This is a genomic window from Calditrichota bacterium (assembly GCA_014359355.1).
GTDB lineage: Bacteria > Zhuqueibacterota > Zhuqueibacteria > JANLFK01 > Oleimicrobiaceae > Oleimicrobium.
In genome coordinates this window covers 1-18484 of the sequence record JACIZP010000118.1, presented here as the reverse complement: position 1 = coordinate 18484, position 18484 = coordinate 1, and the positions used below count along the sequence as shown (strand labels likewise).

Annotated in this window: 33 protein-coding genes and 4 tRNA genes; all 37 read right to left on the bottom strand. The window is 59.8% G+C overall.

Annotated features, from left to right (window positions below; translation table 11 throughout):
- The coding region (locus H5U38_05000; GenBank protein MBC7186377.1) for a urocanate hydratase at positions 1-449 on the bottom strand (449 nt) is incomplete at its 3' end.
- A 145-nt stretch (positions 450-594) separates the two neighbouring features.
- Positions 595-1071: a 50S ribosomal protein L17 gene (gene rplQ, locus H5U38_04995; protein MBC7186376.1), complete on the bottom strand. Its 477-nt coding sequence runs from the start codon at positions 1069-1071 to the stop codon at positions 595-597.
- Between the two features lie 30 nt (positions 1072-1101).
- Positions 1102-2088, bottom strand: coding sequence for a DNA-directed RNA polymerase subunit alpha (locus H5U38_04990; protein MBC7186375.1), 987 nt, complete (start codon positions 2086-2088; stop codon positions 1102-1104).
- Positions 2089-2146: 58 nt separating this feature from the next.
- Positions 2147-2776: a 30S ribosomal protein S4 gene (gene rpsD / locus H5U38_04985; GenBank protein ID MBC7186374.1), complete on the bottom strand. Its 630-nt coding sequence runs from the start codon at positions 2774-2776 to the stop codon at positions 2147-2149.
- 55 nt (positions 2777-2831) lie between these two features.
- On the bottom strand, positions 2832-3209 hold the full coding sequence (rpsK, locus tag H5U38_04980; GenBank protein MBC7186373.1) for a 30S ribosomal protein S11: 378 nt from the start codon (positions 3207-3209) through the stop codon (positions 2832-2834).
- A 46-nt stretch (positions 3210-3255) separates the two neighbouring features.
- Positions 3256-3624, bottom strand: coding sequence for a 30S ribosomal protein S13 (rpsM, locus tag H5U38_04975; protein ID MBC7186372.1), 369 nt, complete (start codon positions 3622-3624; stop codon positions 3256-3258).
- A gap of 32 nt (positions 3625-3656) precedes the next feature.
- Positions 3657-3770 carry a 50S ribosomal protein L36 gene (rpmJ, locus tag H5U38_04970; protein MBC7186371.1) on the bottom strand — a complete coding sequence of 38 codons (114 nt, stop codon included), beginning with the start codon at positions 3768-3770 and terminating at the stop codon, positions 3657-3659.
- A 108-nt stretch (positions 3771-3878) separates the two neighbouring features.
- Positions 3879-4097 carry a translation initiation factor IF-1 gene (infA, locus tag H5U38_04965; GenBank protein MBC7186370.1) on the bottom strand — a complete coding sequence of 73 codons (219 nt, stop codon included), beginning with the start codon at positions 4095-4097 and terminating at the stop codon, positions 3879-3881.
- 12 nt (positions 4098-4109) lie between these two features.
- Positions 4110-4835, bottom strand: coding sequence for a type I methionyl aminopeptidase (map, locus tag H5U38_04960; protein ID MBC7186369.1), 726 nt, complete (start codon positions 4833-4835; stop codon positions 4110-4112).
- A 23-nt stretch (positions 4836-4858) separates the two neighbouring features.
- Positions 4859-5527, bottom strand: coding sequence for an adenylate kinase (locus H5U38_04955; GenBank protein MBC7186368.1), 669 nt, complete (start codon positions 5525-5527; stop codon positions 4859-4861).
- A gap of 33 nt (positions 5528-5560) precedes the next feature.
- Positions 5561-6934 carry a preprotein translocase subunit SecY gene (gene secY / locus H5U38_04950; protein MBC7186367.1) on the bottom strand — a complete coding sequence of 458 codons (1374 nt, stop codon included), beginning with the start codon at positions 6932-6934 and terminating at the stop codon, positions 5561-5563.
- A complete protein-coding gene (gene rplO, locus H5U38_04945; GenBank protein ID MBC7186366.1) occupies positions 6931-7371 on the bottom strand; it encodes a 50S ribosomal protein L15 in 441 nt (146 codons plus the stop codon). The genes secY and rplO overlap by 4 nt, the downstream gene beginning before the upstream one ends.
- Positions 7372-7429: 58 nt before the next feature.
- A complete protein-coding gene (gene rpmD / locus H5U38_04940; GenBank protein MBC7186365.1) occupies positions 7430-7621 on the bottom strand; it encodes a 50S ribosomal protein L30 in 192 nt (63 codons plus the stop codon).
- Between the two features lie 17 nt (positions 7622-7638).
- Positions 7639-8172, bottom strand: a complete 534-nt coding sequence (rpsE, locus tag H5U38_04935; GenBank protein MBC7186364.1) for a 30S ribosomal protein S5 — start codon at positions 8170-8172, stop codon at positions 7639-7641.
- Between the two features lie 55 nt (positions 8173-8227).
- Complete coding sequence (locus tag H5U38_04930) at positions 8228-8599, bottom strand: 50S ribosomal protein L18 (GenBank protein ID MBC7186363.1); 372 nt, start codon at positions 8597-8599, stop codon at positions 8228-8230.
- A 46-nt stretch (positions 8600-8645) separates the two neighbouring features.
- Entirely contained in the window at positions 8646-9185 is a 540-nt protein-coding gene (gene rplF, locus H5U38_04925) for a 50S ribosomal protein L6 (GenBank protein ID MBC7186362.1), read from the bottom strand.
- Positions 9186-9210: 25 nt separating this feature from the next.
- Positions 9211-9609 (bottom strand): 30S ribosomal protein S8, encoded by a 399-nt coding sequence (gene rpsH / locus H5U38_04920; GenBank protein ID MBC7186361.1) that lies wholly within the window; start codon positions 9607-9609, stop codon positions 9211-9213.
- Between the two features lie 32 nt (positions 9610-9641).
- A complete protein-coding gene (locus tag H5U38_04915) occupies positions 9642-9827 on the bottom strand; it encodes a type Z 30S ribosomal protein S14 (GenBank protein MBC7186360.1) in 186 nt (61 codons plus the stop codon).
- A gap of 27 nt (positions 9828-9854) precedes the next feature.
- Entirely contained in the window at positions 9855-10415 is a 561-nt protein-coding gene (gene rplE, locus H5U38_04910) for a 50S ribosomal protein L5 (protein MBC7186359.1), read from the bottom strand.
- 26 nt (positions 10416-10441) lie between these two features.
- Positions 10442-10777: a 50S ribosomal protein L24 gene (locus H5U38_04905; GenBank protein MBC7186358.1), complete on the bottom strand. Its 336-nt coding sequence runs from the start codon at positions 10775-10777 to the stop codon at positions 10442-10444.
- A gap of 39 nt (positions 10778-10816) precedes the next feature.
- Positions 10817-11185, bottom strand: coding sequence for a 50S ribosomal protein L14 (gene rplN / locus H5U38_04900; GenBank protein ID MBC7186357.1), 369 nt, complete (start codon positions 11183-11185; stop codon positions 10817-10819).
- A gap of 40 nt (positions 11186-11225) precedes the next feature.
- On the bottom strand, positions 11226-11513 hold the full coding sequence (gene rpsQ, locus H5U38_04895) for a 30S ribosomal protein S17 (protein ID MBC7186356.1): 288 nt from the start codon (positions 11511-11513) through the stop codon (positions 11226-11228).
- 19 nt (positions 11514-11532) lie between these two features.
- Positions 11533-11742: a 50S ribosomal protein L29 gene (gene rpmC, locus H5U38_04890; GenBank protein ID MBC7186355.1), complete on the bottom strand. Its 210-nt coding sequence runs from the start codon at positions 11740-11742 to the stop codon at positions 11533-11535.
- Between the two features lie 3 nt (positions 11743-11745).
- A complete protein-coding gene (rplP, locus tag H5U38_04885; protein ID MBC7186354.1) occupies positions 11746-12165 on the bottom strand; it encodes a 50S ribosomal protein L16 in 420 nt (139 codons plus the stop codon).
- 17 nt (positions 12166-12182) lie between these two features.
- The gene (gene rpsC, locus H5U38_04880; GenBank protein MBC7186353.1) at positions 12183-12839 is read right to left on the bottom strand and encodes a 30S ribosomal protein S3; all 657 of its coding nucleotides are present in this window, start codon (positions 12837-12839) and stop codon (positions 12183-12185) included.
- 41 nt (positions 12840-12880) lie between these two features.
- Positions 12881-13243: a 50S ribosomal protein L22 gene (rplV, locus tag H5U38_04875; GenBank protein ID MBC7186352.1), complete on the bottom strand. Its 363-nt coding sequence runs from the start codon at positions 13241-13243 to the stop codon at positions 12881-12883.
- Positions 13244-13277: 34 nt separating this feature from the next.
- Positions 13278-13565 (bottom strand): 30S ribosomal protein S19, encoded by a 288-nt coding sequence (gene rpsS, locus H5U38_04870; protein MBC7186351.1) that lies wholly within the window; start codon positions 13563-13565, stop codon positions 13278-13280.
- Positions 13566-13575: 10 nt separating this feature from the next.
- On the bottom strand, positions 13576-14400 hold the full coding sequence (gene rplB / locus H5U38_04865; GenBank protein MBC7186350.1) for a 50S ribosomal protein L2: 825 nt from the start codon (positions 14398-14400) through the stop codon (positions 13576-13578).
- Between the two features lie 33 nt (positions 14401-14433).
- Positions 14434-14736, bottom strand: a complete 303-nt coding sequence (rplW, locus tag H5U38_04860) for a 50S ribosomal protein L23 (GenBank protein ID MBC7186349.1) — start codon at positions 14734-14736, stop codon at positions 14434-14436.
- Positions 14733-15359: a 50S ribosomal protein L4 gene (gene rplD / locus H5U38_04855; GenBank protein ID MBC7186348.1), complete on the bottom strand. Its 627-nt coding sequence runs from the start codon at positions 15357-15359 to the stop codon at positions 14733-14735. Before rplD ends, rplW begins: the two co-directional genes overlap by 4 nt.
- Before the next feature lie 8 nt (positions 15360-15367).
- On the bottom strand, positions 15368-15991 hold the full coding sequence (gene rplC / locus H5U38_04850; GenBank protein MBC7186347.1) for a 50S ribosomal protein L3: 624 nt from the start codon (positions 15989-15991) through the stop codon (positions 15368-15370).
- A gap of 43 nt (positions 15992-16034) precedes the next feature.
- Positions 16035-16343, bottom strand: coding sequence for a 30S ribosomal protein S10 (rpsJ, locus tag H5U38_04845; GenBank protein MBC7186346.1), 309 nt, complete (start codon positions 16341-16343; stop codon positions 16035-16037).
- Positions 16344-16390: 47 nt separating this feature from the next.
- Complete coding sequence (gene tuf / locus H5U38_04840; protein ID MBC7186345.1) at positions 16391-17581, bottom strand: elongation factor Tu; 1191 nt, start codon at positions 17579-17581, stop codon at positions 16391-16393.
- Between the two features lie 53 nt (positions 17582-17634).
- A tRNA-Thr gene (locus tag H5U38_04835) sits at positions 17635-17707 on the bottom strand.
- Between the two features lie 132 nt (positions 17708-17839).
- Positions 17840-17913: transfer RNA gene (locus tag H5U38_04830), tRNA-Gly, on the bottom strand.
- Positions 17914-17998: 85 nt separating this feature from the next.
- Positions 17999-18080, bottom strand: a tRNA-Tyr gene (locus tag H5U38_04825).
- Positions 18081-18141: 61 nt separating this feature from the next.
- Positions 18142-18214: transfer RNA gene (locus tag H5U38_04820), tRNA-Thr, on the bottom strand.
- Positions 18215-18484 lie beyond the last annotated feature (270 nt).

The window sequence follows — 18484 nt, the reverse complement described above, 5'->3', positions numbered from 1 at the left end:
GCGGCGAAGGTCTCGTAGGTGCCCTGCAAGATGCCTTGTTGCCCAATGAAAATCCAACTGCCCGCGGTCATCTGGCCGTACATGATGAGCCCTTTAGCATCCAGCTCGTCGAAATAGGCATCGTTGTCCCACTGGGGCACGATCAGCGAATTGGCGATGAGCACGCGCGGCGCATAGCTATGCGTCCTGAAGATGCCCACCGGTTTGCCCGACTGGATGAGGAGGGTCTCGTCGTTGTCTAAGCTCTTCAGGCAGGCGACAATGGCATCGTAGGCTTCCCAGTTGCGCGCCGCCTTGCCGCTGCCGCCATAGATGATGAGATGCGCCGGGTCTGCCCCCTGCTCGAGGTTGTTCATCAACATGCGCAGCGCGGCTTCCTGATGCCACCCTTTGCACGTGAGCATCGAGCCTCGCGGCGCTCTGATGGTTCCTCTTTGTTGGTCGGTCATGGCCCCTTACCTCTTCACAATCAGACCGCTCCCGGCCGCAACGGCCAGAAAAGCAAAAGGCAACCCCGAGGTTGCCTGCTGCGCCCAATTCCACTGTGCGACCTGCTCCACAGCTCGCTCACCAAGGTCAAGGTGCTCTGCCGCGTCAGTCCTCTTTTTCGGCCTGCGCAGCCGGCGCTTTCTCCGCAGCCTTCTCTTTCTCCTTTTCCTTCTTCTTGGCTTCGCGCTTCTCGCGTTGCGCCTCGATGCGCGCCTTCTGCACCCCTTCGTAGCCAACCAGCTCCAGGATGGCCAGCTCTGCCCCGTCGCCGTAGCGATGCCCGAGGCTCACCACTCGCGTGTAGCCACCCTTGCGGTCTGCATAGCGCGGGGCAATTTCGGAAAAGAGCTTGCGGACGACCGTCTTGTCGCGCACGGTTGCCAGCACGAGCCGCCTGGAGTGCAAGTCGTTGCGTTTGGCAATGTTGATGAGGCGATCCGCAAGACGGCGCGCTTCCTTGGCCTTGGCCAATGTCGTCTTGATGCTCAAATGTTCGAAAAGCGCAGTCACCAGATTGGCAAGCAACGCACGGCGGTGGCTAGCCGTTCGGCCCAGTTTCTTCACTTTCTTGTTGTGTCGCATCGACTCTCGCCTTAGCTGTCGTGATCTTGGCTACTTTGCTTCTTCCTGCAGGTATTTATCCACGTCCATGCCGAAGTGCAGGCCCCGGGACTCAAGAATCCTGTTGAGCTCCTGGAGCGACTTGCGGCCGAAGTTGCGGAAGCGAAGCATCTCTTGTTCGTCTCGCCGCACCAAGTCGGCGATCGTCTGAATGTTGGCGGCCCGCAAGCAGTTGGAGGCCCGTACTGACAACTCCAGCTCCTCGACGCTCATCTTCAGCAGCTTGCGGATGCGCACCGCCTCTTCGTCCACCTCCACCGGCTCTTCTTCCTCAGGCTCCACCTCAAAGTTGATGAAGAGCCGAATGTGGTCCTGAAGAATCTGTCCGGCGTAGGTCAAAGCGTCGTCCGGGGTGATGCTCCCATCAGTGTCGATCTCCAAGATCAACCGCTCATAGTCGGTGCGCTGCCCAACGCGGGTGTTTTCCACCGTGTAGCGGACGTTCTTGATGGGCGTATAGATGGCGTCGATGGGAATCGACCCGATGGGCATGTCAGGCAGCCGGTTTTCCTCAGCAGGCACATAGCCACGGCCTCGCCCAATGCGGAGCTCCATCTTGAAATCGGCCTTCTCGTTGAGCGTGGCGATGTGGTGCTCCGGGTTCAGGACTTCGAATTCGCCCGGATTCACCTGGATGTCGCCGGCCTTGAACTCCCGCGGACCTTTGAGGTGGAGGACCACCTTGTCGGGTTTGCGGTTGATGAGTTTGAGGCGCACCTCCTTCAGGTTCATGACGATCTCGGCGACATCCTCCTTGACGCCGGGGATCGTCGAGAACTCGTGCTGCACCTTGTCGATGCGCACCATGGTGATCGCTGCGCCCGGGAGCGAGGAGAGCAGCACGCGGCGCAACGCATTGCCTATGGTAACGCCAAAGCCCTTCTCCAAGGGCTGCACGATGAACCGGCCGTGGGTGTTGCTGTAGACCGACTCATCGAGCTCGATGGTCTCCGGCATTTGAAAGTTTGGTAAGCTCATGTATGTTCACTCCACAAATGTGTCTTGTGCCACGTGGCCAGACCGCAAACGTGGGCCGCTACTTGGAGTAGAGCTCCACGATGAGGCTTTCGTTGACGGGCAGCGGGATATCGGCGCGACTTGGGATTTCCAAAAGCGTCCCGGACATGTTTGCCTTGTCCAGTGCCAGCCACGGCAACTGCCGTCCCTCGCGCATGCGGCGCATCGAGGCGTGGAAGATCTCCAGCTGACGGCTCTTGGCCCTCACTTTCACCTCATCGCCTGGCTTCAGGTGGTACGACGGAATATCGACGATGCGATTGTTCACCATGAAGTGCCGGTGCCGCACCAGCTGGCGTGCTGCCTTGCGCGATGGAGCAAGTCCCAGCCTGTAGACCACGTTATCCAGGCGGGTCTCCAGCAAGCGAAGCAGATTCTCGCCGGTGATGCCAGGCTGCCGCACCGCCTTCTCGAAGTAGTTGCGGAACTGCGCCTCCAGCACTCCGTAGATGCGCCGAACCTTCTGCTTTTCGCGCAATTGCAAACCGTATTGGGACTGCTTGAACCTCCTGGTGCGCCCATGTTGACCAGGAGCGTAGCCGCGCTTTTCGAACGGACACTTGGCGGTGTCGCACTTGACGCCTTTGAGAAACAGCTTCTGCCCTTCGCGGCGGCACAGTTTGCAGTCCGGTCCAGTGTATCTTGCCATAAGGAAACTGCCTCCAGAACTCGCGTTCTCTGTTGGGACGCTGCCTATCGGTTACTCACACCCTGCGCCGCTTGGGCGGCCGACAGCCATTGTGCGGGATAGGGGTGACGTCCTTGATCGCCACCACCTGCAGACCAGCCGCTTGCAGCGATCGCACTGCCGCCTCGCGACCCGCACCTGGGCCTTTGAGCATCACCTCCACGCGCCGCAGACCCAGATCCAGGGCCTCTTTTGCCGCCGCCTCGGCAGCCAATTGCGCCGCAAAGGGTGTGCTCTTGCGTGAGCCCTTGAACCCGATCCTGCCGGCAGACGCCCACGAAATCACATTGCCATAGCTATCGGTCAGCGTGACGATGGTGTTGTTGAAGGTGGCCTTGATGTGTGCCACCCCGTTGGCCTCGACCCGCTCGCGCTTACGCGCGCGTCTTCGCATTGCGCTCAAACTCTACCTCCACCTCGCAAATGAGTGTCCGTGCCAGCTATTTCTTCTTCACGCCTACGATGCGGCGCCTGCCACGCCGGGTACGCGCGTTGGTGTGCGTGCGTTGGCCGCGCACCGGCAGGTTGCGACGATGACGGAGCCCGCGGTAGCAGCCGATGTCCATCAGCCGCTTGATGTTCATCGTCTCTTCCGCACGCAGCGCACCCTCCACCTTGTACTCCGCAGCGATGATGTTACGAATCTTCGCCGCATCATCGGCCGAAAGGTCCTTGACGCGGATGTCAGGGTTCACTCCCGCTTTCGCCAGGATTTTCCGCGACGAGGTGAGGCCGATGCCGTAGATATAGGTCAGGGCCACCTCGATGCGCTTCTCTTTTGGCAAATCGATTCCAGCAATGCGTGCCAAAACCGCCTCCTTGAAGAAAAGTCAAATGGCTGCTAACCCTGCCGCTGCTTGTGGCGCGGGTTCTTGCAAATGACCATCACCACGCCCTTGCGTTTGACGATCTTGCAGCTCTCGCAAATCTTCTTCACCGACGACCGTACTTTCATAGCTGCTCCAAATCGACACAATGTTCTTTGCTGATGGGAAGCTTGTGGCCTCCCACCTCCATTAAGCGGCCACACAAACCGCAGCGCTGTTGCTTGCGCAAAGGCAAGCTACTTGTACCGATACGTGATGCGCCCGCGCGTCAAGTCGTAGGGAGACAACTCCACGGTCACCTTGTCACCCGGCAGAATGCGGATAAAGTGCATGCGCATTTTGCCGGAGATGTGGGCGAGCACTTTGTGACCGTTCTCCAGCTCCACGCGGAACGCGGCGTTGGGCAATGTCTCGATAATCGTGCCGTCAACTCGTATCGGTTGTTCCTTAGCCATGGACCTCCTGTGTTACCGCTCAACCGTGAAATCCTCGGTGAGGATCACCGGCTCCCCGTCGGTGATGGCCACCGTGTGTTCAAAGTGGGCAGAGGGCAACCTGTCTTTTGTCACCACCGTCCACCCATCCGACAAGGTAACGACCTCGTGCGAGCCCATGTTCACCATCGGTTCGATGGCCAGCACCATCCCGGCGCGAAGCCGCACGCCGCGATGGGGTGCCCCGAAATTTGGCACCTGCGGTGGCTCGTGCAGGCTGCGACCGATGCCGTGCCCCACCAAGGCCCTCACCACGGAAAAACCCTGGTTCTCCACCGTCGTCTGAATGGCGTGCGAGATGTCCGACAGCCGATTGCCGACGCGCGCTTGGGCGATACCCGCGTACAGGGCCTCTCTTGTCGCCGCAAGCAGGCGCTGTTTTTCTGGGGAGATCTGACCTACGGGGAACGTCCTGCACCCATCTCCGTAGTAGCCCGCCATCTCCACGCCGATGTCTACCCCGACAATATCCCCTTCGTGCAGCACTCTTCGCCCAGGCAGGCCATGCACGACTTCCTCATTCACCGACACGCAGATGTGCGCGGGGAAACCCATGTAGTTCTTGAACGCCGCGCGCGCACCGCGTGCCTTGAGAAAGCTTGCGACCTCCCGGTCAAGTACCTCAGTGTTCAGTCCCGGCCTAATCAGCGACTCCGCCAGCGCCAGGGCCTCGGCGACGAGGCGGCAACTGGCTCGCATCAGCTCGATTTCACGCTGCCCTTTCAGTGGGATGTTGTCGTGGTATTTAGTCGCTGCACCGCCTCCTGCACAGCCTGCTGCACTTCAGGGATCGATCTATTACCCGCGATGACGCGCAGCTTTCCTTGTTGCTCATAATAACGTCGCAAAGGCAGTGTCTGCCGCGCGTAAACGCGAAGTCGCTCGCGCACGGTCTCTTCTCTATCGTCCGGACGCTGGACGAGTTGCCCGCCACATGCGGGGCACTTTCCCGTGCGTGCCGCCTCATCGATGGTAAGGTTGTACACAGCCCCGCATGCCGCGCACACGCGCCTGCTACTCAGGCGCCTCACGATCTCAGCAGCCGGCACATCCAGCATCAAGACCAAATCGATGGCTTTCCCCTGCGCCTCTAAGAGCCGATCAAGCGCCTTGGCTTGAGCCAGGGTCCTGGGAAAGCCATCGAGAATGAACCCGCGCTGACAATCCGCTGCCCGCAACCGCTCGGAGACCACTTCAATCATGAGCTGGTCCGGCACCAGCTTGCCCTCCGCCATGATTCCTTCCACCTTCTGCCCGAGTGGCGTGCGTTGCGCCACCGCCTCGCGAAGCATATCGCCGGTGGAGATGTGCACCACCCCCAGATGGCTGGCAAGCAAACTGGCCTGTGTCCCCTTGCCGGTGCCGGGCGCTCCAAGTATGATCAGGCGCATGCGCTGGGGCCCATTCTCTGACCAGGCGGCGCGCTACATCCGCCTGCGCCCTTTGATCCTACCGGTCTTCAAGAATCCGTCGTAGTGCCGCATAAGCAGGTGCGACTCGACCTGCTGCAAGGTGTCCAACACCACACCCACCACGATCAACAACGAGGTGCCGCCGTAGAACGAGGCAAAGTCATAGGAGACGTTGGACACCTTGGTCAAGAAGTACGGGAAAATGGCCACAATCGCCAGAGCTATCGACCCGGGGAGCGTGATGCGTGTGAGAATGTGGTCGATGAACTCGCTGGTCTTGGCACCCGGGCGCACACCCGGGATAAAGCCCCCGTACTTCTTCATGTTATCCGCCACATCGACGGGGTTGAAAGCAATCGCCGTGTAGAAGTAGGTGAAAAAGACAATCAAGATCCCGTAGATCAGCCAGTAAACCACCGAGGTGGCAGAGAACATGTTGTTCAACGACTCGACGAAACCACTCTTGGGCAGAAAAGTGTGAATCGTCTGCGGCACAAACAGAATCGACTGAGCGAAGATGATGGGCATTACGCCTGCCGTGTTGACGCGCAGTGGCAAGTGGGTGCTCTGCCCCCCGTAGATCTTCCGGCCAATGATGCGCTTGGCGTACTGCACGGGGATCTTGCGAGTGCCCTGCGTGAGGGCCACCGTTGCCGCCACCGTGCCCACAAAGACCGCGATGAGCAAGATCTCCGTGAGCAAACCACGATTCCCAGTGAGCGCCTGCTGCAGCTCGTTGAAGATGGAGTTCGGGAAGCGGGCAATGATGCCGATGAAAATGATCAGGGAAATGCCGTTGCCGATGCCCCGTTCCGTGATCTGCTCCCCCAGCCACATGATGAGCACCGTCCCCGCGGCCAGGGTCAACATCGTCAGAAACGTGAAGAGAATGATCTGCCCCGTAGTGTCGGCAGACACGACCCGCAACAGGATGCGCTCCCCCGTCTTGGTGACAGTCTCCACTGGCGGAATGGAGCGCAGAAAGACCGACACCCCGTACGCCTGGAAGGCGGAGATGAGCACCGTGCCGTATCGCGTGTACTGGGTGATCTTCTTGCGTCCCGCCTCGCCTTCCTTCTGCAACTTCTGGAAATAGGGCACCACTGCCCCGAGCAGTTGCAAGATAATCGAGGCAGAAATGTAGGGCATGATGCCGAGCGCGAACACGGTGGCCCGCTTCAGGGCGCCTCCGGCGAAAAGGTCGTAGAGCCCGAGAAGGCCGCCGCCCCCCATTGCCGAGTCGATATAGGCAGTCAGTGCCGGTCCGCTGACCATGGGGATGGGCACGTGGCCACCGATACGATAGACAACCAGAATGCCGAGCGTGAAGAGGATCTTCCGCTTCAGCTCTGGGATCTTGAAGGCGCTCTGGAATTCCCTGATCATAGCACCGTCACCTTCCCGCCTGCGCTCTCAATCTTTTCCTTGGCGGACTTGCTGAACGCGTGAGCGGATACCTGCAAAGCGCGAGTCAGCTGCCCGGAGCCAAGTATCTTGACGGGGAGCCCTTTCTTCTTGATAAGCCCCTTCTCGCGAAGCACGGCAGGGTCGACGGTCGTTACCGCCTCCAGGCGCTCCAGGTCAGAAAGGTTCACGACCTGGTACTCTTTCTTGAAGGGGCTGGTGAAACCCCGCTTGGGCACTCGCCGTTGCAGGGGCATCTGTCCACCCTCGAACCAGGCCCGATGCTTCGCGCCGGACCGAGAATGCTGTCCCTTGTGGCCCCGCGTTGAGGTGCCTCCGTGCCCAGAGGCATCGCCTCTGCCCAGGCGTTTGCGCTGTTTCTTTGACCCTGCGGGTGGTTTTAGCTGCGATAGGTTCATCGTTCCTCAAGGCTTGCTTATCGCACACATTCCCATAGCGGCACCCTCAGGCATGCCGCTACAGCTCCTCCACGTTCACCAGGTGACCAACCTTGGCGATCATCCCCCGGATCTGCGGCGTGTCCAGGTGTTCCACGCTCTGGTGGAGCTTACGCAGACCGAGCGCCCGCACTGTCAATTTCTGCCGCCAATGGCGGCCTATGGTACTCCGCACCAAGGTCACCCGAAGTTTCCGCGTCTTCTTTGCCATTGCTACATCCGTCTCGCTCAGTCGTTTTCTGCCTTAGCCGGGGTTTCCTCCAGCCCAAACAACTCGCGGAGGCTCATGTCCCGCTTCTTGGCCATCGCCCGGGCATCCACCAACTTGCTGAGGGCAACCACGGTCGCCTTGACCACATTATGAGGGTTAGCGGAGCCCAGGGACTTGGTCAGCACGTCCCGCACGCCGGCCGCCTCCATGATGGCACGCACCGCGCCGCCTGCGATGACGCCAGTTCCAGGCGAGGCCGGGCGAAGCAGCACCTTGCCGGCGCCATACTTGCCAATGACGAGGTGCGGGATGGTGTTCCCCACCAGCGGCACGCGCATGATGTTCTTCTTGGCCGCTTCCGACCCTTTGGAAATGGCGTCGGTCACCTCGTTGGCCTTGCCCAGTCCCACGCCTACGTGTCCTTTGCCATCGCCCACAACAACGATAGCGTTGAAGCTAAAGCGCCGTCCGCCCTTGACCACCTTGGCCACACGGTTGACGTGCACTACCTGCTCTTTCAGTTCCAGTTCACTTGGGTTGATGCGCTCCAAGCTCTACTCCTGCTGTTTGCGGGTTCGCCATCACTTGCGCCGCCTCTGCCGGGCCTCAGAACTGCAGTCCTCCCTCGCGCGCGCCGTCAGCCAGCGCCTTCACCCGGCCGTGGTACAAGTACCCACCTCGATCGAAAACCACCTTGGTAATCTTGAGCTCCTTGGCTTTCTCGGCAATACCTTTGCCGACCGCCCTTGCAACCTCAACCTTGCTCTTGGCCTCTTTGACCGCCGGTCGAAGAGCCTCGGTGAGGCTGGACACACCGGTCAAGACACGGTGGGTGGTGTCGTCTACCAACTGGGCATAGATGTGCCGGTTACTGCGAAAGACCACCAGGCGCGGCCGTTCGCTGGTGCCATGCACCCGTTTACGAATCCGCTTCTTCTTGCGTGCCCGCGCCTCTGCTTTGAAAGTCGAGTTCTTCATCGCTCACTTGCGTTTCTTCTGCTGTCCGCTGTCTGTCATCTCACCGTCATCGTCCGGCGCTCTTGCCTTCCTTCTTCCGCACCTGCTCCCCTTCGTAGCGAATCCCCTTGCCCTTGTACGGTTCAGGTGGCTTGAAGGAGCGCACCTTGGCGGCAACCTGACCCACCAATGCCTTGTCGATCCCTTTCACGACAATACTGGTGGGCGTCGGCGCCTCAAAGGTGATCCCTGCCGGCGGTATGAACACGATGGGGTGGGAATAGCCCAACTGCAGCTTCAGGCGGTTGTTCACCACCTCGGCCCGGTAGCCCACGCCCACCACTTCTAAGCGCTTCTGGAATCCCTCGGTGACGCCCACGATCATGTTGGCGATCAGGGTCCGGAACAGCCCGTGAAGCGGCCTGGCCTGTGGCGCATTTGGATCCGCAGCCACCACCACCTGTCCATCCTGCACCGTGCAGGTCAGCGAGGGTGGTAACTCCAGTGACAGCTCACCTTTCGGCCCCTTGGCCGAGACCCGTTTGTCGGCAACAGTGACCGTGACGCCGCCGGGCACCACAATGGGAACTCTTCCTACTCGTGACACAACAGTCTCCTACACTGAGAAGCTCTCACCATACGTAGCACAAGACCTCGCCACCGACGCCCGCCTTGCGCGCCTGCTGACCAGTCATCACCCCCTTCGGCGTCGACAAAATGGCGATGCCCAAGTTGTTGAGGACCCGCGGGATCTCGTCCACGCCCACATACTTTCGCTGCCCTGGTTTGCTGACGCGCTCCAGGCCGGAGATCACCGGCTCCTCGTTCTCGTCGTACCGCAGGTAAATCCGCAGCATTCCCTGCTTGCCGTCTTCCACCAGCACAAAGCTGTGGATGTAGTGCTGTTCCTGCAAGATGCGGGTGATGTCGGTCTTCAGACGCGAAGCCGGGATGTCCACCTTCTTGTGACCGGCACGCAGCGCATTGCGGATCCTGGTCAAATAGTCAGCGATGGGATCGGTCATTGACATCTATCATCTCCTCTTGCCGAAAACGCCGCTGGTCACCAGCTGGACTTGATCACACCCGGGATCATGCCTTGCCCGGCAAGCTCCCGGAAGCAGATGCGACACAAGCCAAACTTCCGCAAATATCCACGCGGCCGCCCACAGCGGGTGCAGCGATTGCGGTGGCGTACGGCAAACTTCTGTGGCTTCTTCATCTTCGCGATGCAGGATGTCCTTGCCAAGCTCTACTCTCCGCGTTTAGTCTCCGGTCACGCGCTTTCTCTGCGCATAAATGGCATGCCAAATGCCGCGAGAAGCTCGTAAGCCTCCTCGTCGGTCTTTGCGGTGGTCACAATGGTAACATCCATGCCCCGGATCTTCTCTACCTTGTCATAGTTGATCTCCGGGAAAATGATCTGTTCCTTGATCCCCAAGGAGTAGTTGCCCCGTCCATCAAACGAACGGTCCGACAGGCCACGGAAGTCACGCACCCGCGGTAGGGCAATGCTGATCAAGCGATCGAGGAACTCATACATGCGCCACCCGCGTAGGGTCACATGACAGCCGATGGGGTTGCCGGCGCGCAGCTTGAAGTTAGAAATCGCCTTGCGCGCCCTACTGATGGCCGGCCGCTGTCCGGCAATGACCGCCATCTCGTCCATGGCCATGTCCAGCAGCTTACGATTTTCCAGTGCATCGCCCACGCCCATGTTGAGGACAATCTTCTCCAGGCGTGGCACCTGCATGACATTCTTGTAGCCGAAGCGCTTCATCAAGTAGGGCACGATCTCAGCGCGATACTGTTCCAAGAGTCTCGGTTTATAGTCCATAGGGCCTTGTGTCCGCCTTTCCCAAACTATGAGCTTTTCACCAACATCTCGCCGCAGCTTTTGCAGTAGCGCACGCGGGTTGCACGGCCGGTACGGCTGTCGCTAATGACCTTCACGCCCACCTTTGTCGTCTCGTTACACTTGGGGCAGATGACCATGACATTGGAGGCATGAATCGGGGCCTCCTTCTCAACTATGCCACCCTGGGGGTTCTGCTGCGACGGTCTGGTGTGGCGCTTGATAAAGTTGACCCCCTCGACGATGACGCGGTTCTTTTCCGGGAATACTTTCAACACCCGGCCCCGCTTGCCGCGGTCGTCTCCGGAGATTACCATCACCATGTCATCTTTTCGTACGTTCATCTTCTGCCTTGCCTCTGCTTCGCCGTCGGTGCCGCCTCTTCACAGCACTTCGGATGCTAAGGATACGATTTTGAGGAACTGCTTCTCGCGCAGCTCGCGGGCCACCGGGCCGAAGATACGCGTCCCTTTGGGCTCACCCGCATCGTTGATGAGCACGGCTGCGTTCTCGTCGAAGCGGATGTACGAGCCATCCGGGCGGCGCGTCTCCTTCTTGGTGCGCACGACGACCGCCTTGCTCAGGTCGCCCTTCTTCACGCTCCCGCCGGGCAGCGCCGACTTCACGGCAACGACGATCACGTCACCCACCGTCGCATAGCGACGCTTGCTGCCCCCCAGGATTCGGATACACATGACGCGCTTGGCGCCGGTGTTGTCGGCAACATTGAGTCGTGTGTAGGTCTGGATCATTGCTCACGCTTTCCTGTGCTCTCGATCAATGCCATTCTCACTACTTCGCCTTCTCGATGATCTCCACCAGCCGCCAACGCTTGCGACGGCTGAGGGGACGAGTTTCCATAATCAACACCTTGTCGCCCACATGGCTTTCGTTTGCCTCGTCGTGGCACATGAAGGTAGAGGTCCGTGTCACGTACTTCTCGTACTGCGGGTGCTTGACCCGCCGGGTGACGGCCACCACGCGGCTCTTGTTCATCTTGTCGGAGACCACTACCCCGACCTTCGTCTTGCGCGCACCTCGCTGTGCCACTTTGGGTCCCGCTGATTGTGTATTCTCCATGGTCCTTCCCATGACAAGGCTATTGCTTCGGCTTCCTGATACCCAGTTCATATTCGCGCAGCACCGTCTTCAGGCGCGCGATATCTTTGCGCAGCAGCCGGATCTTCAAAGGATTGTCCAGCTGATGCGTCGCGTGCTGAAAACGGAGGTTGTGCAGCTCATCCACTGCCTCATCCAGGCGCAGCTTCAACTCCTCGACAGGCAGCTGTTTGATTTCCTCCATCTTCATGGCCTATGCTCCGTACTCGGCTCTGGCGACGAATTTCGTCCGAATCGGGAGCTTGTGCGCGGCCAGGCGCAGAGCCTCGCGCGCCAGCTCCTCCGAAACCCCTTCCAGCTCAAAGAGGACGCGGCCCGGTTTGACAACGGCCACCCAGTATTCGGGGGCGCCTTTGCCCTTGCCCATGCGGGTCTCCGCCGGCTTCTTGGTGACCGGTTTGTCAGGGAAGATGCGAATCCACACCCGGCCGCCACGCTTAATGTGGCGGGTCATGGCGATACGCGCCGCCTCGATCTGCCGCTGCGTGATCCAGGCCGGCTCCAGCGCCTTGAGCCCGTAGTGGCCGAACGTGAGCGTCGCTCCTCTGGTGGCGATGCCTTTCATGCGTCCACGCTGCTGCTTGCGCCACTTGGTGCGCTTTGGCATTAACATAAGGTGCTATCTCCGTATCAGTCTCGACTATGTTCCACGGCGCCCTTGGCGCCCAAGACTTCGCCCTTGCAAATCCACACCTTGACCCCCACCGTGCCGTAGGTCGTGCGCGCAGTGGCGCGGGCAAAATCGATGTCCGCGCGGAAGGTGTGGAGAGGGATCCGCCCTTCCCGGTATTGCTCGGTGCGGGCCATTTCTGCGCCGCCCAGCCTTCCCGAGCAGACGATCCGCACTCCCTCGGCCCCCATGCGCATGGTGGACATGATGGCCCGCTTCATCGCTTTGCGAAAAGAGACCTTGGCCACCAGCTGACTGGCGATATTCTCGGCCACCAGGTAGGCATCCAGCTCCGGCCGCTTGATCTCCTGAATATTTATGTGAACCTCTGTCTTGGTCAGCCGCTCCAGCTCTTCTTTGATCTTGTCCACCTCGGCGCCTTTGCGCCCGATCACAATCCCTGGCCGTGCCGTGTGAATCGTGACCTTGATGTTCTTCGCGGTGCGCTCGATCTCGATCCTGGACACACCTGCGCGCTGGAGTCGGTTCCTGATGTAGTTGCGCAACAACAGGTCTTCCGATAACTTGCCGGCAAAATCCCGCTCGTCAAACCAGTTCGACTCCCACGTGCGGGTGATGCCTACGCGCATGCCAATTGGATTTGCCTTTTGTCCCAAACTCTCCTCCTGCTGGTGATCAGGGTAACAAACGGCACCACTTAAGCGTGAGCTGCCTTTTCGCCTGCGTCAGCGACCACGATGGCAACGTGGCAGGTGCGCTTGCGAATCCTGCTTGCTCGCCCCATGGATCCCGCGCGATAGCGGCGCAGGGTAAAGCCCGCATTGACTTGGATCTCTTTGACGAAGAGTTCCTCTGGCGAGAGCTTGGCGCCCTCGTCGCTGTTCATGAGATTCGCCACTGCCGAGCGCAGCGCTTTCTCCAAGGGGCGAGATGCCGCCTTGGGGCTGAAGTGGAGGATGTTGAGCGCATCCTCAACGCCGCGGCCCCGGATCAAGTCCGCCACTTGGCGCATCTTTCGCGGCGACGTCCTCAAGTATTTTGCCACACAACGTCCTTCCATCACCTATCTCCGCTCAGAATGCCTCTACTCGCCATCAATGCACGCGCGTCGCCTTTTCCTTTGCCTTCTCTGGATGGCCGCGGAAAGTCCTCGTCGGTGCGAACTCGCCCAGTTTATGTCCCACCATGTTCTCGGTAATGAACACCGGGATAAACTTGTTGCCGTTGTGCACCGCCAACGTATGGCCGACAAATTCCGGCGGAATGGTGGAGCGGCGAGCCCACGTCTTGATGACCTTCTTCTGGTTGGCCCTGTTCAAGGCTTCGATCTTCTTCAGCAATTTCTGGTCGACGTACGGACCTTTCTTTACCGAGCGCGCCATGTCTCCTCGCTTAGCCTTTTCTTCTCCTGATAATGAGCTTGTCAGAAGGTTTCCGGCCGCGGGTTTTCAACCCTTTGGCCAATTGACCCCACGGCGAGCAAGGATGGCGACCTCCAGAGCTCTTGCCCTCGCCTCCGCCCATGGGGTGGTCCACAGGGTTCATTGCTACGCCGCGCACCTTGGGGCGACGGCCCAGCCAGCGCGAGGCGCCGGCCTTGCCCAGACTCAGCGAATCGTGCTCAACGTTGCCCACCTGGCCGAGGGTGGCTCTGCACTCCAGGCGGATGAGCCGTACCTCGCCCGATGGAAGGCGCACATGGCCGTAGTCACCCTCCTTCGCCACCAGTTGCGCATAGGTACCCGCGCCGCGCGCGATCTGCCCGCCCTTGCCAGGCTTCAGCTCCACATTGTGGATGAAAGTGCCCAGCGGGATGTTACGCAACGGCATGGCATTGCCGATTCTGATCTCGGGCTTTTCCCCAGAGAGCACTTCATCGCCCACCTTGAGGCCGACCGGCGCAAGGATGTAGCGCTTCTCGCCGTCTGCGTAGTGCAAGAGCGCCACATTGGCCGAGCGGTTCGGGTCGTACTGGATGGAAGCCACCCGCGCGGGGATTTCCAGCTTGTCGCGCTTGAAATCGATGAGCCGATAAGCGCGCTTGTGGCCACCACCACGGCGGCGCGAAGTGATCCTTCCCACGTTGTTGCGGCCGCCCGTCTTGCGCAGCGGAGCCAGTAGGCTCTTCTCCGGCTTGGTCTCGGTGATTTCGTCGAATGCCGAAACCGTGCGAAACCGCAGCGTCGGGGTTACCGGTTTGAACGTCTTGACTGCCATCAGGGTCTCTTTCTACCTTGAGCTTGTCATGTGCTAACGCGTACCGAACAGGTCGATGGTGTCGCCTTCGCGCAAGGTGACAATCGCCTTGCGCCAGTTGGCGCGCCGCCCACGGGTGAGACCACGCCTGGTGTTCATCCGCTTGCTCTTGCCCTTCACGTTCATGATGCGCACGTCTTCCACGGTGACGTCGAACTTTTTCTCCACCGCCTCTTTGACGGCGATCTTGTTGGCCTCGGCGTCGACCTCGAAGGCGTACTGCCTATGCGTCTCCTGCAGCTTGAGCATCTTCTCGGTGACTATGGGCCGGCGCAAGATAATGTGCAGCTTTCTCATGACACCAACACCTTCTGCATTTCGTCCAAGGCGCTTTTCTGAATGACCAGCATCTGGCAATTGAGAATGTCGTAGGTCGACACCGTGCTGGCCTGGCGGATCTCCAAATTGGGCAAGTTGCGGCCCGCCCGCAGCAGCATTTCATCGGCAGCAGGGATAAGAAGCAGCGTCTTCTTGTCGGCCACGCCGATCCCTTGCAGAATGCTGAGCATGTCGCGCGTCTTGCCGCTCTCCACAGAAAAGTCCTCAACCACCAGGAGTTCCTGAGCCTTCGCCTTTGCCGAGAGCGCCGATATGCGCGCCAGACGCTTCATCTTCTTCGACAGCTTCTGGTGATAGTCGCGCGGGTGTGGCCCAAAGACGCGGCCGCCACCAACCCAGAGAGGCGAGCGAATCGTGCCGGCACGCGCCGTGCCCCGCCCCTTTTGTCGCCAGGGTTTGCGCCCACCACCGCGCACCATGGAGCGCGTGCGCGTGGAAGCGGTCCCTTGTCGGCGGTTGGCCAACTCGGCCACCACTGCTTGGTGGATCACTCCTCGGTTCGGTTCCGCTGCGAAGATCTCGTCTGGCACCTCCAGCTCGGCGGCAGTGCTCCCATCGGTCTTATGCAACGCAAGTTTCATGGCGCTATCTACTTTTTCTTGATGATGACGATGCCATTCGGCGCACCAGGCACGGCGCCTTTCACTGCAATCAGGTTCTTCTCCGCATCCACCTTCACTACCTGCAGATTGCGGACGGTCAGCCTATCGCCGCCCATTCTGCCGGCCATGCGCAATCCCTTGAAAGAGCGGGAGGGGAATGACGACGAGCCGATGGAACCCGGGGCGCGATGACGGTCGCTCTGTCCGTGGCTCTTGGGGCCACCACCAAAGTGGTGCCGCTTGACCACGCCGGCGAACCCGCGCCCTTTCGACACCCCCGTGACCGAGACCACATCGCCTTCGCTGAACAAATCCGCCTTGAGCACGTCGCCCAGCTTCACACTCTCTGCCAGGGCAAAGTCGCGGAACTCCCGCAGCACGCGCGGCGGCTTGATGTTGGCCTTCTGACAATGCCCCAACAAGGGCTTGGTGGCTAACTTGGCGCGTCGCTCGCCAAAGGCCAGTTGCACGGCGTTGTAGCCGTCCTTTTCCGCGGTCTTTATCTGAGCGACGTAGCAGGGCCCGGCCTCAATCACTGTCACCGGCACCATGTTGCCCGACGCATCGAAGAGCCGCGTCATGCCCACCTTCTTACCGATCAATCCCAACATAGCTCTCTCGTCTATTGCCCGTTTAGTTTGCTGACGGCGCCCCTCACCCCTTGATCTCCACGTCGACGCCCGCAGGCAGCTCCAGCTTCATGAGCGCGTCCACCGTCTTTGGTGTCGAGTTGTGGATGTCGATGAGGCGCTTGTGGATGCGCGTCTCGAACTGCTCCCGCGACTTTTTGTCGACGTGCGGCGAGCGCAAGACCGTGTACACCGTCCTGCGCGTTGGCAAGGGGATGGGCCCGGATATTTCAGCGCCCGTGTTCCTGGCCGTCTGGATGATCTTCTCTGTGGACTTGTCCAGAAGCCGATGGTCGTATGCTCGCAATTTGATTCTGATGGTTTGCCCAGCCATGCACTCTCCAGCAGTCTGCGTGCTGTGTTTGCCTCAAGGAGGCGGCTTTACTCGATAATCTTGCCGACCACGCCGGCGCCGACGGTGCGACCACCCTCACGAATGGCAAAACGCAATCCCTCCTCCATCGCGATCGGCGTGATCAACTCCACCTCCATCGTCACATTGTCCCCCGGCATCACCATCTCTACCCCCTCCGGCAACCGTATCGTCCCCGTCACATCCGTCGTCCGAAAATAAAACTGCGGCCGATACCCATTGAAAAACGGCGTGTGCCGTCCCCCCTCCTCCTTCGTCAACACATACACATTGCCCGCAAACTTCGTGTGCGGCGTAATCGAACCCGGCGCCGCAATCACCTGCCCCCGCTCCAACTCATCCTTCTCAATACCCCGCAACAACAAACCCACATTGTCCCCCGCTATCCCCTCATCCAATATCTTCCGAAACATCTCCACCCCCGTCACCACCGTCCGCCGCTGCGCCCCCAAACCCACAATCTCTACCTCATCCCCTACCCGCACCCGTCCACGCTCGATACGACCCGTCCCCACCGTCCCGCGACCCGTAATCGAAAACACATCCTCCACCGGCATCAAAAACGGCTTGTCCACATCCCGCACCGGCGTCGGGATGTACCGATCCACCGCCTCCATCAACTCCACAATGCACCGCGTCTTCTCTGGATCATCCGGATGCTCCAACGCCAATAACGCACTCCCCTTGATCACCGGCACCTCATCCCCAGGAAACTCATACTGACTCAATAACTCCCGAACCTCCAACTCCACCAACTCCAATAACTCCGGATCATCCACCTGATCCGTCTTGTTCAAAAATACCACCAAATACGGCACGTTCACCTGACGCGCCAACAACACATGCTCCCGCGTCTGCGGCATCGGCCCATCCGCCGCACTCACCACCAATATCGCCCCATCCATCTGCGCCGCACCCGTCACCATGTTCTTCACATAATCCGCATGCCCAGGACAATCCACATGCGCATAATGCCGTGCCTCCGTCTCATACTCCGCATGATGCACATTGATCGTCAACCCCCGCGCCTTCTCCTCCGGCGCATTGTCAATCTCATCGTACGACTTCGCCTGCGCCAACCCCCGACGACTCAATACCTGCGTAATCGCCGCCGTCAACGTCGTCTTCCCATGATCCACATGACCTATCGTCCCTATGTTCACGTGCGGCTTCGTCCGCTCAAACTTCTGCTTCGCCATCGCTCATCTCCTCCACAAGGTGTCTGACGACTCCTCCAGGGCCGGGACAGCCGAGCCCACGACCGGGATTGAACCGGTGACCTCATCCTTACCAAGGATGCGCTCTACCGACTGAGCTACGTGGGCATCACCGCCAGAACGTCCCAGCGTGCCACCACTTGCTCTGCGCCCCCGTTTTCCCCACGCATCAGGTGGTCCCACCACCAAGCCTCCCCTTCCCGGGAGGTGCGCCCCTCTTGCCTGACGCGGGCACAGCTGAGCGGGAGACGGGACTCGAACCCGCGACCAACAGCTTGGAAGGCTGTGACTCTAGCCAGCTGAGTTACTCCCGCAAAGCTGCGGGATCGAAGAGTTGTGTGAGAAGCCCACCTGCCGATGAGACTTCGCGGAATGGAACTCTTCAAATCCCGGCTTCTGTGGGGAGGGGAGGATTCGAACCTCCGAAGGCAGAGCCGACAGATTTACAGTCTGTTCCCTTTGACCGCTCGGGAACCTCCCCACGTACCACAAAATTGTCGATCTTTTGGGGAAGACACAAGTGGCGTGCGTACGTCTGTCTGAGCCACCAGCAGGAATCGAACCCGCGACGTCCTCATTACAAGTGAGGTGCTCTACCAACTGAGCTATGGTGGCGCAACCCAAACGAAGCTCCACAATCCTGGCAGGTGCGCTTCTCCCAAAAGACAGCTTGCTAATTTATAAAAAAAAATCGCCCTGTCAAGGACTTTTTTTGATTCCTCCAGACTTTTTTCGGATTTCTCAATCTCGCCTTGCGGCGCGCCGACCAGCTCTAAGCCCACCTCCAGGTCGTCTTTTCCCTGCCGTCCTGCAACACCACGCCCATTTCCTTCAGCCGGTCCCGAATATAGTCCGCACGCTGCCAGTCGCCAGCACGTCGAAGTT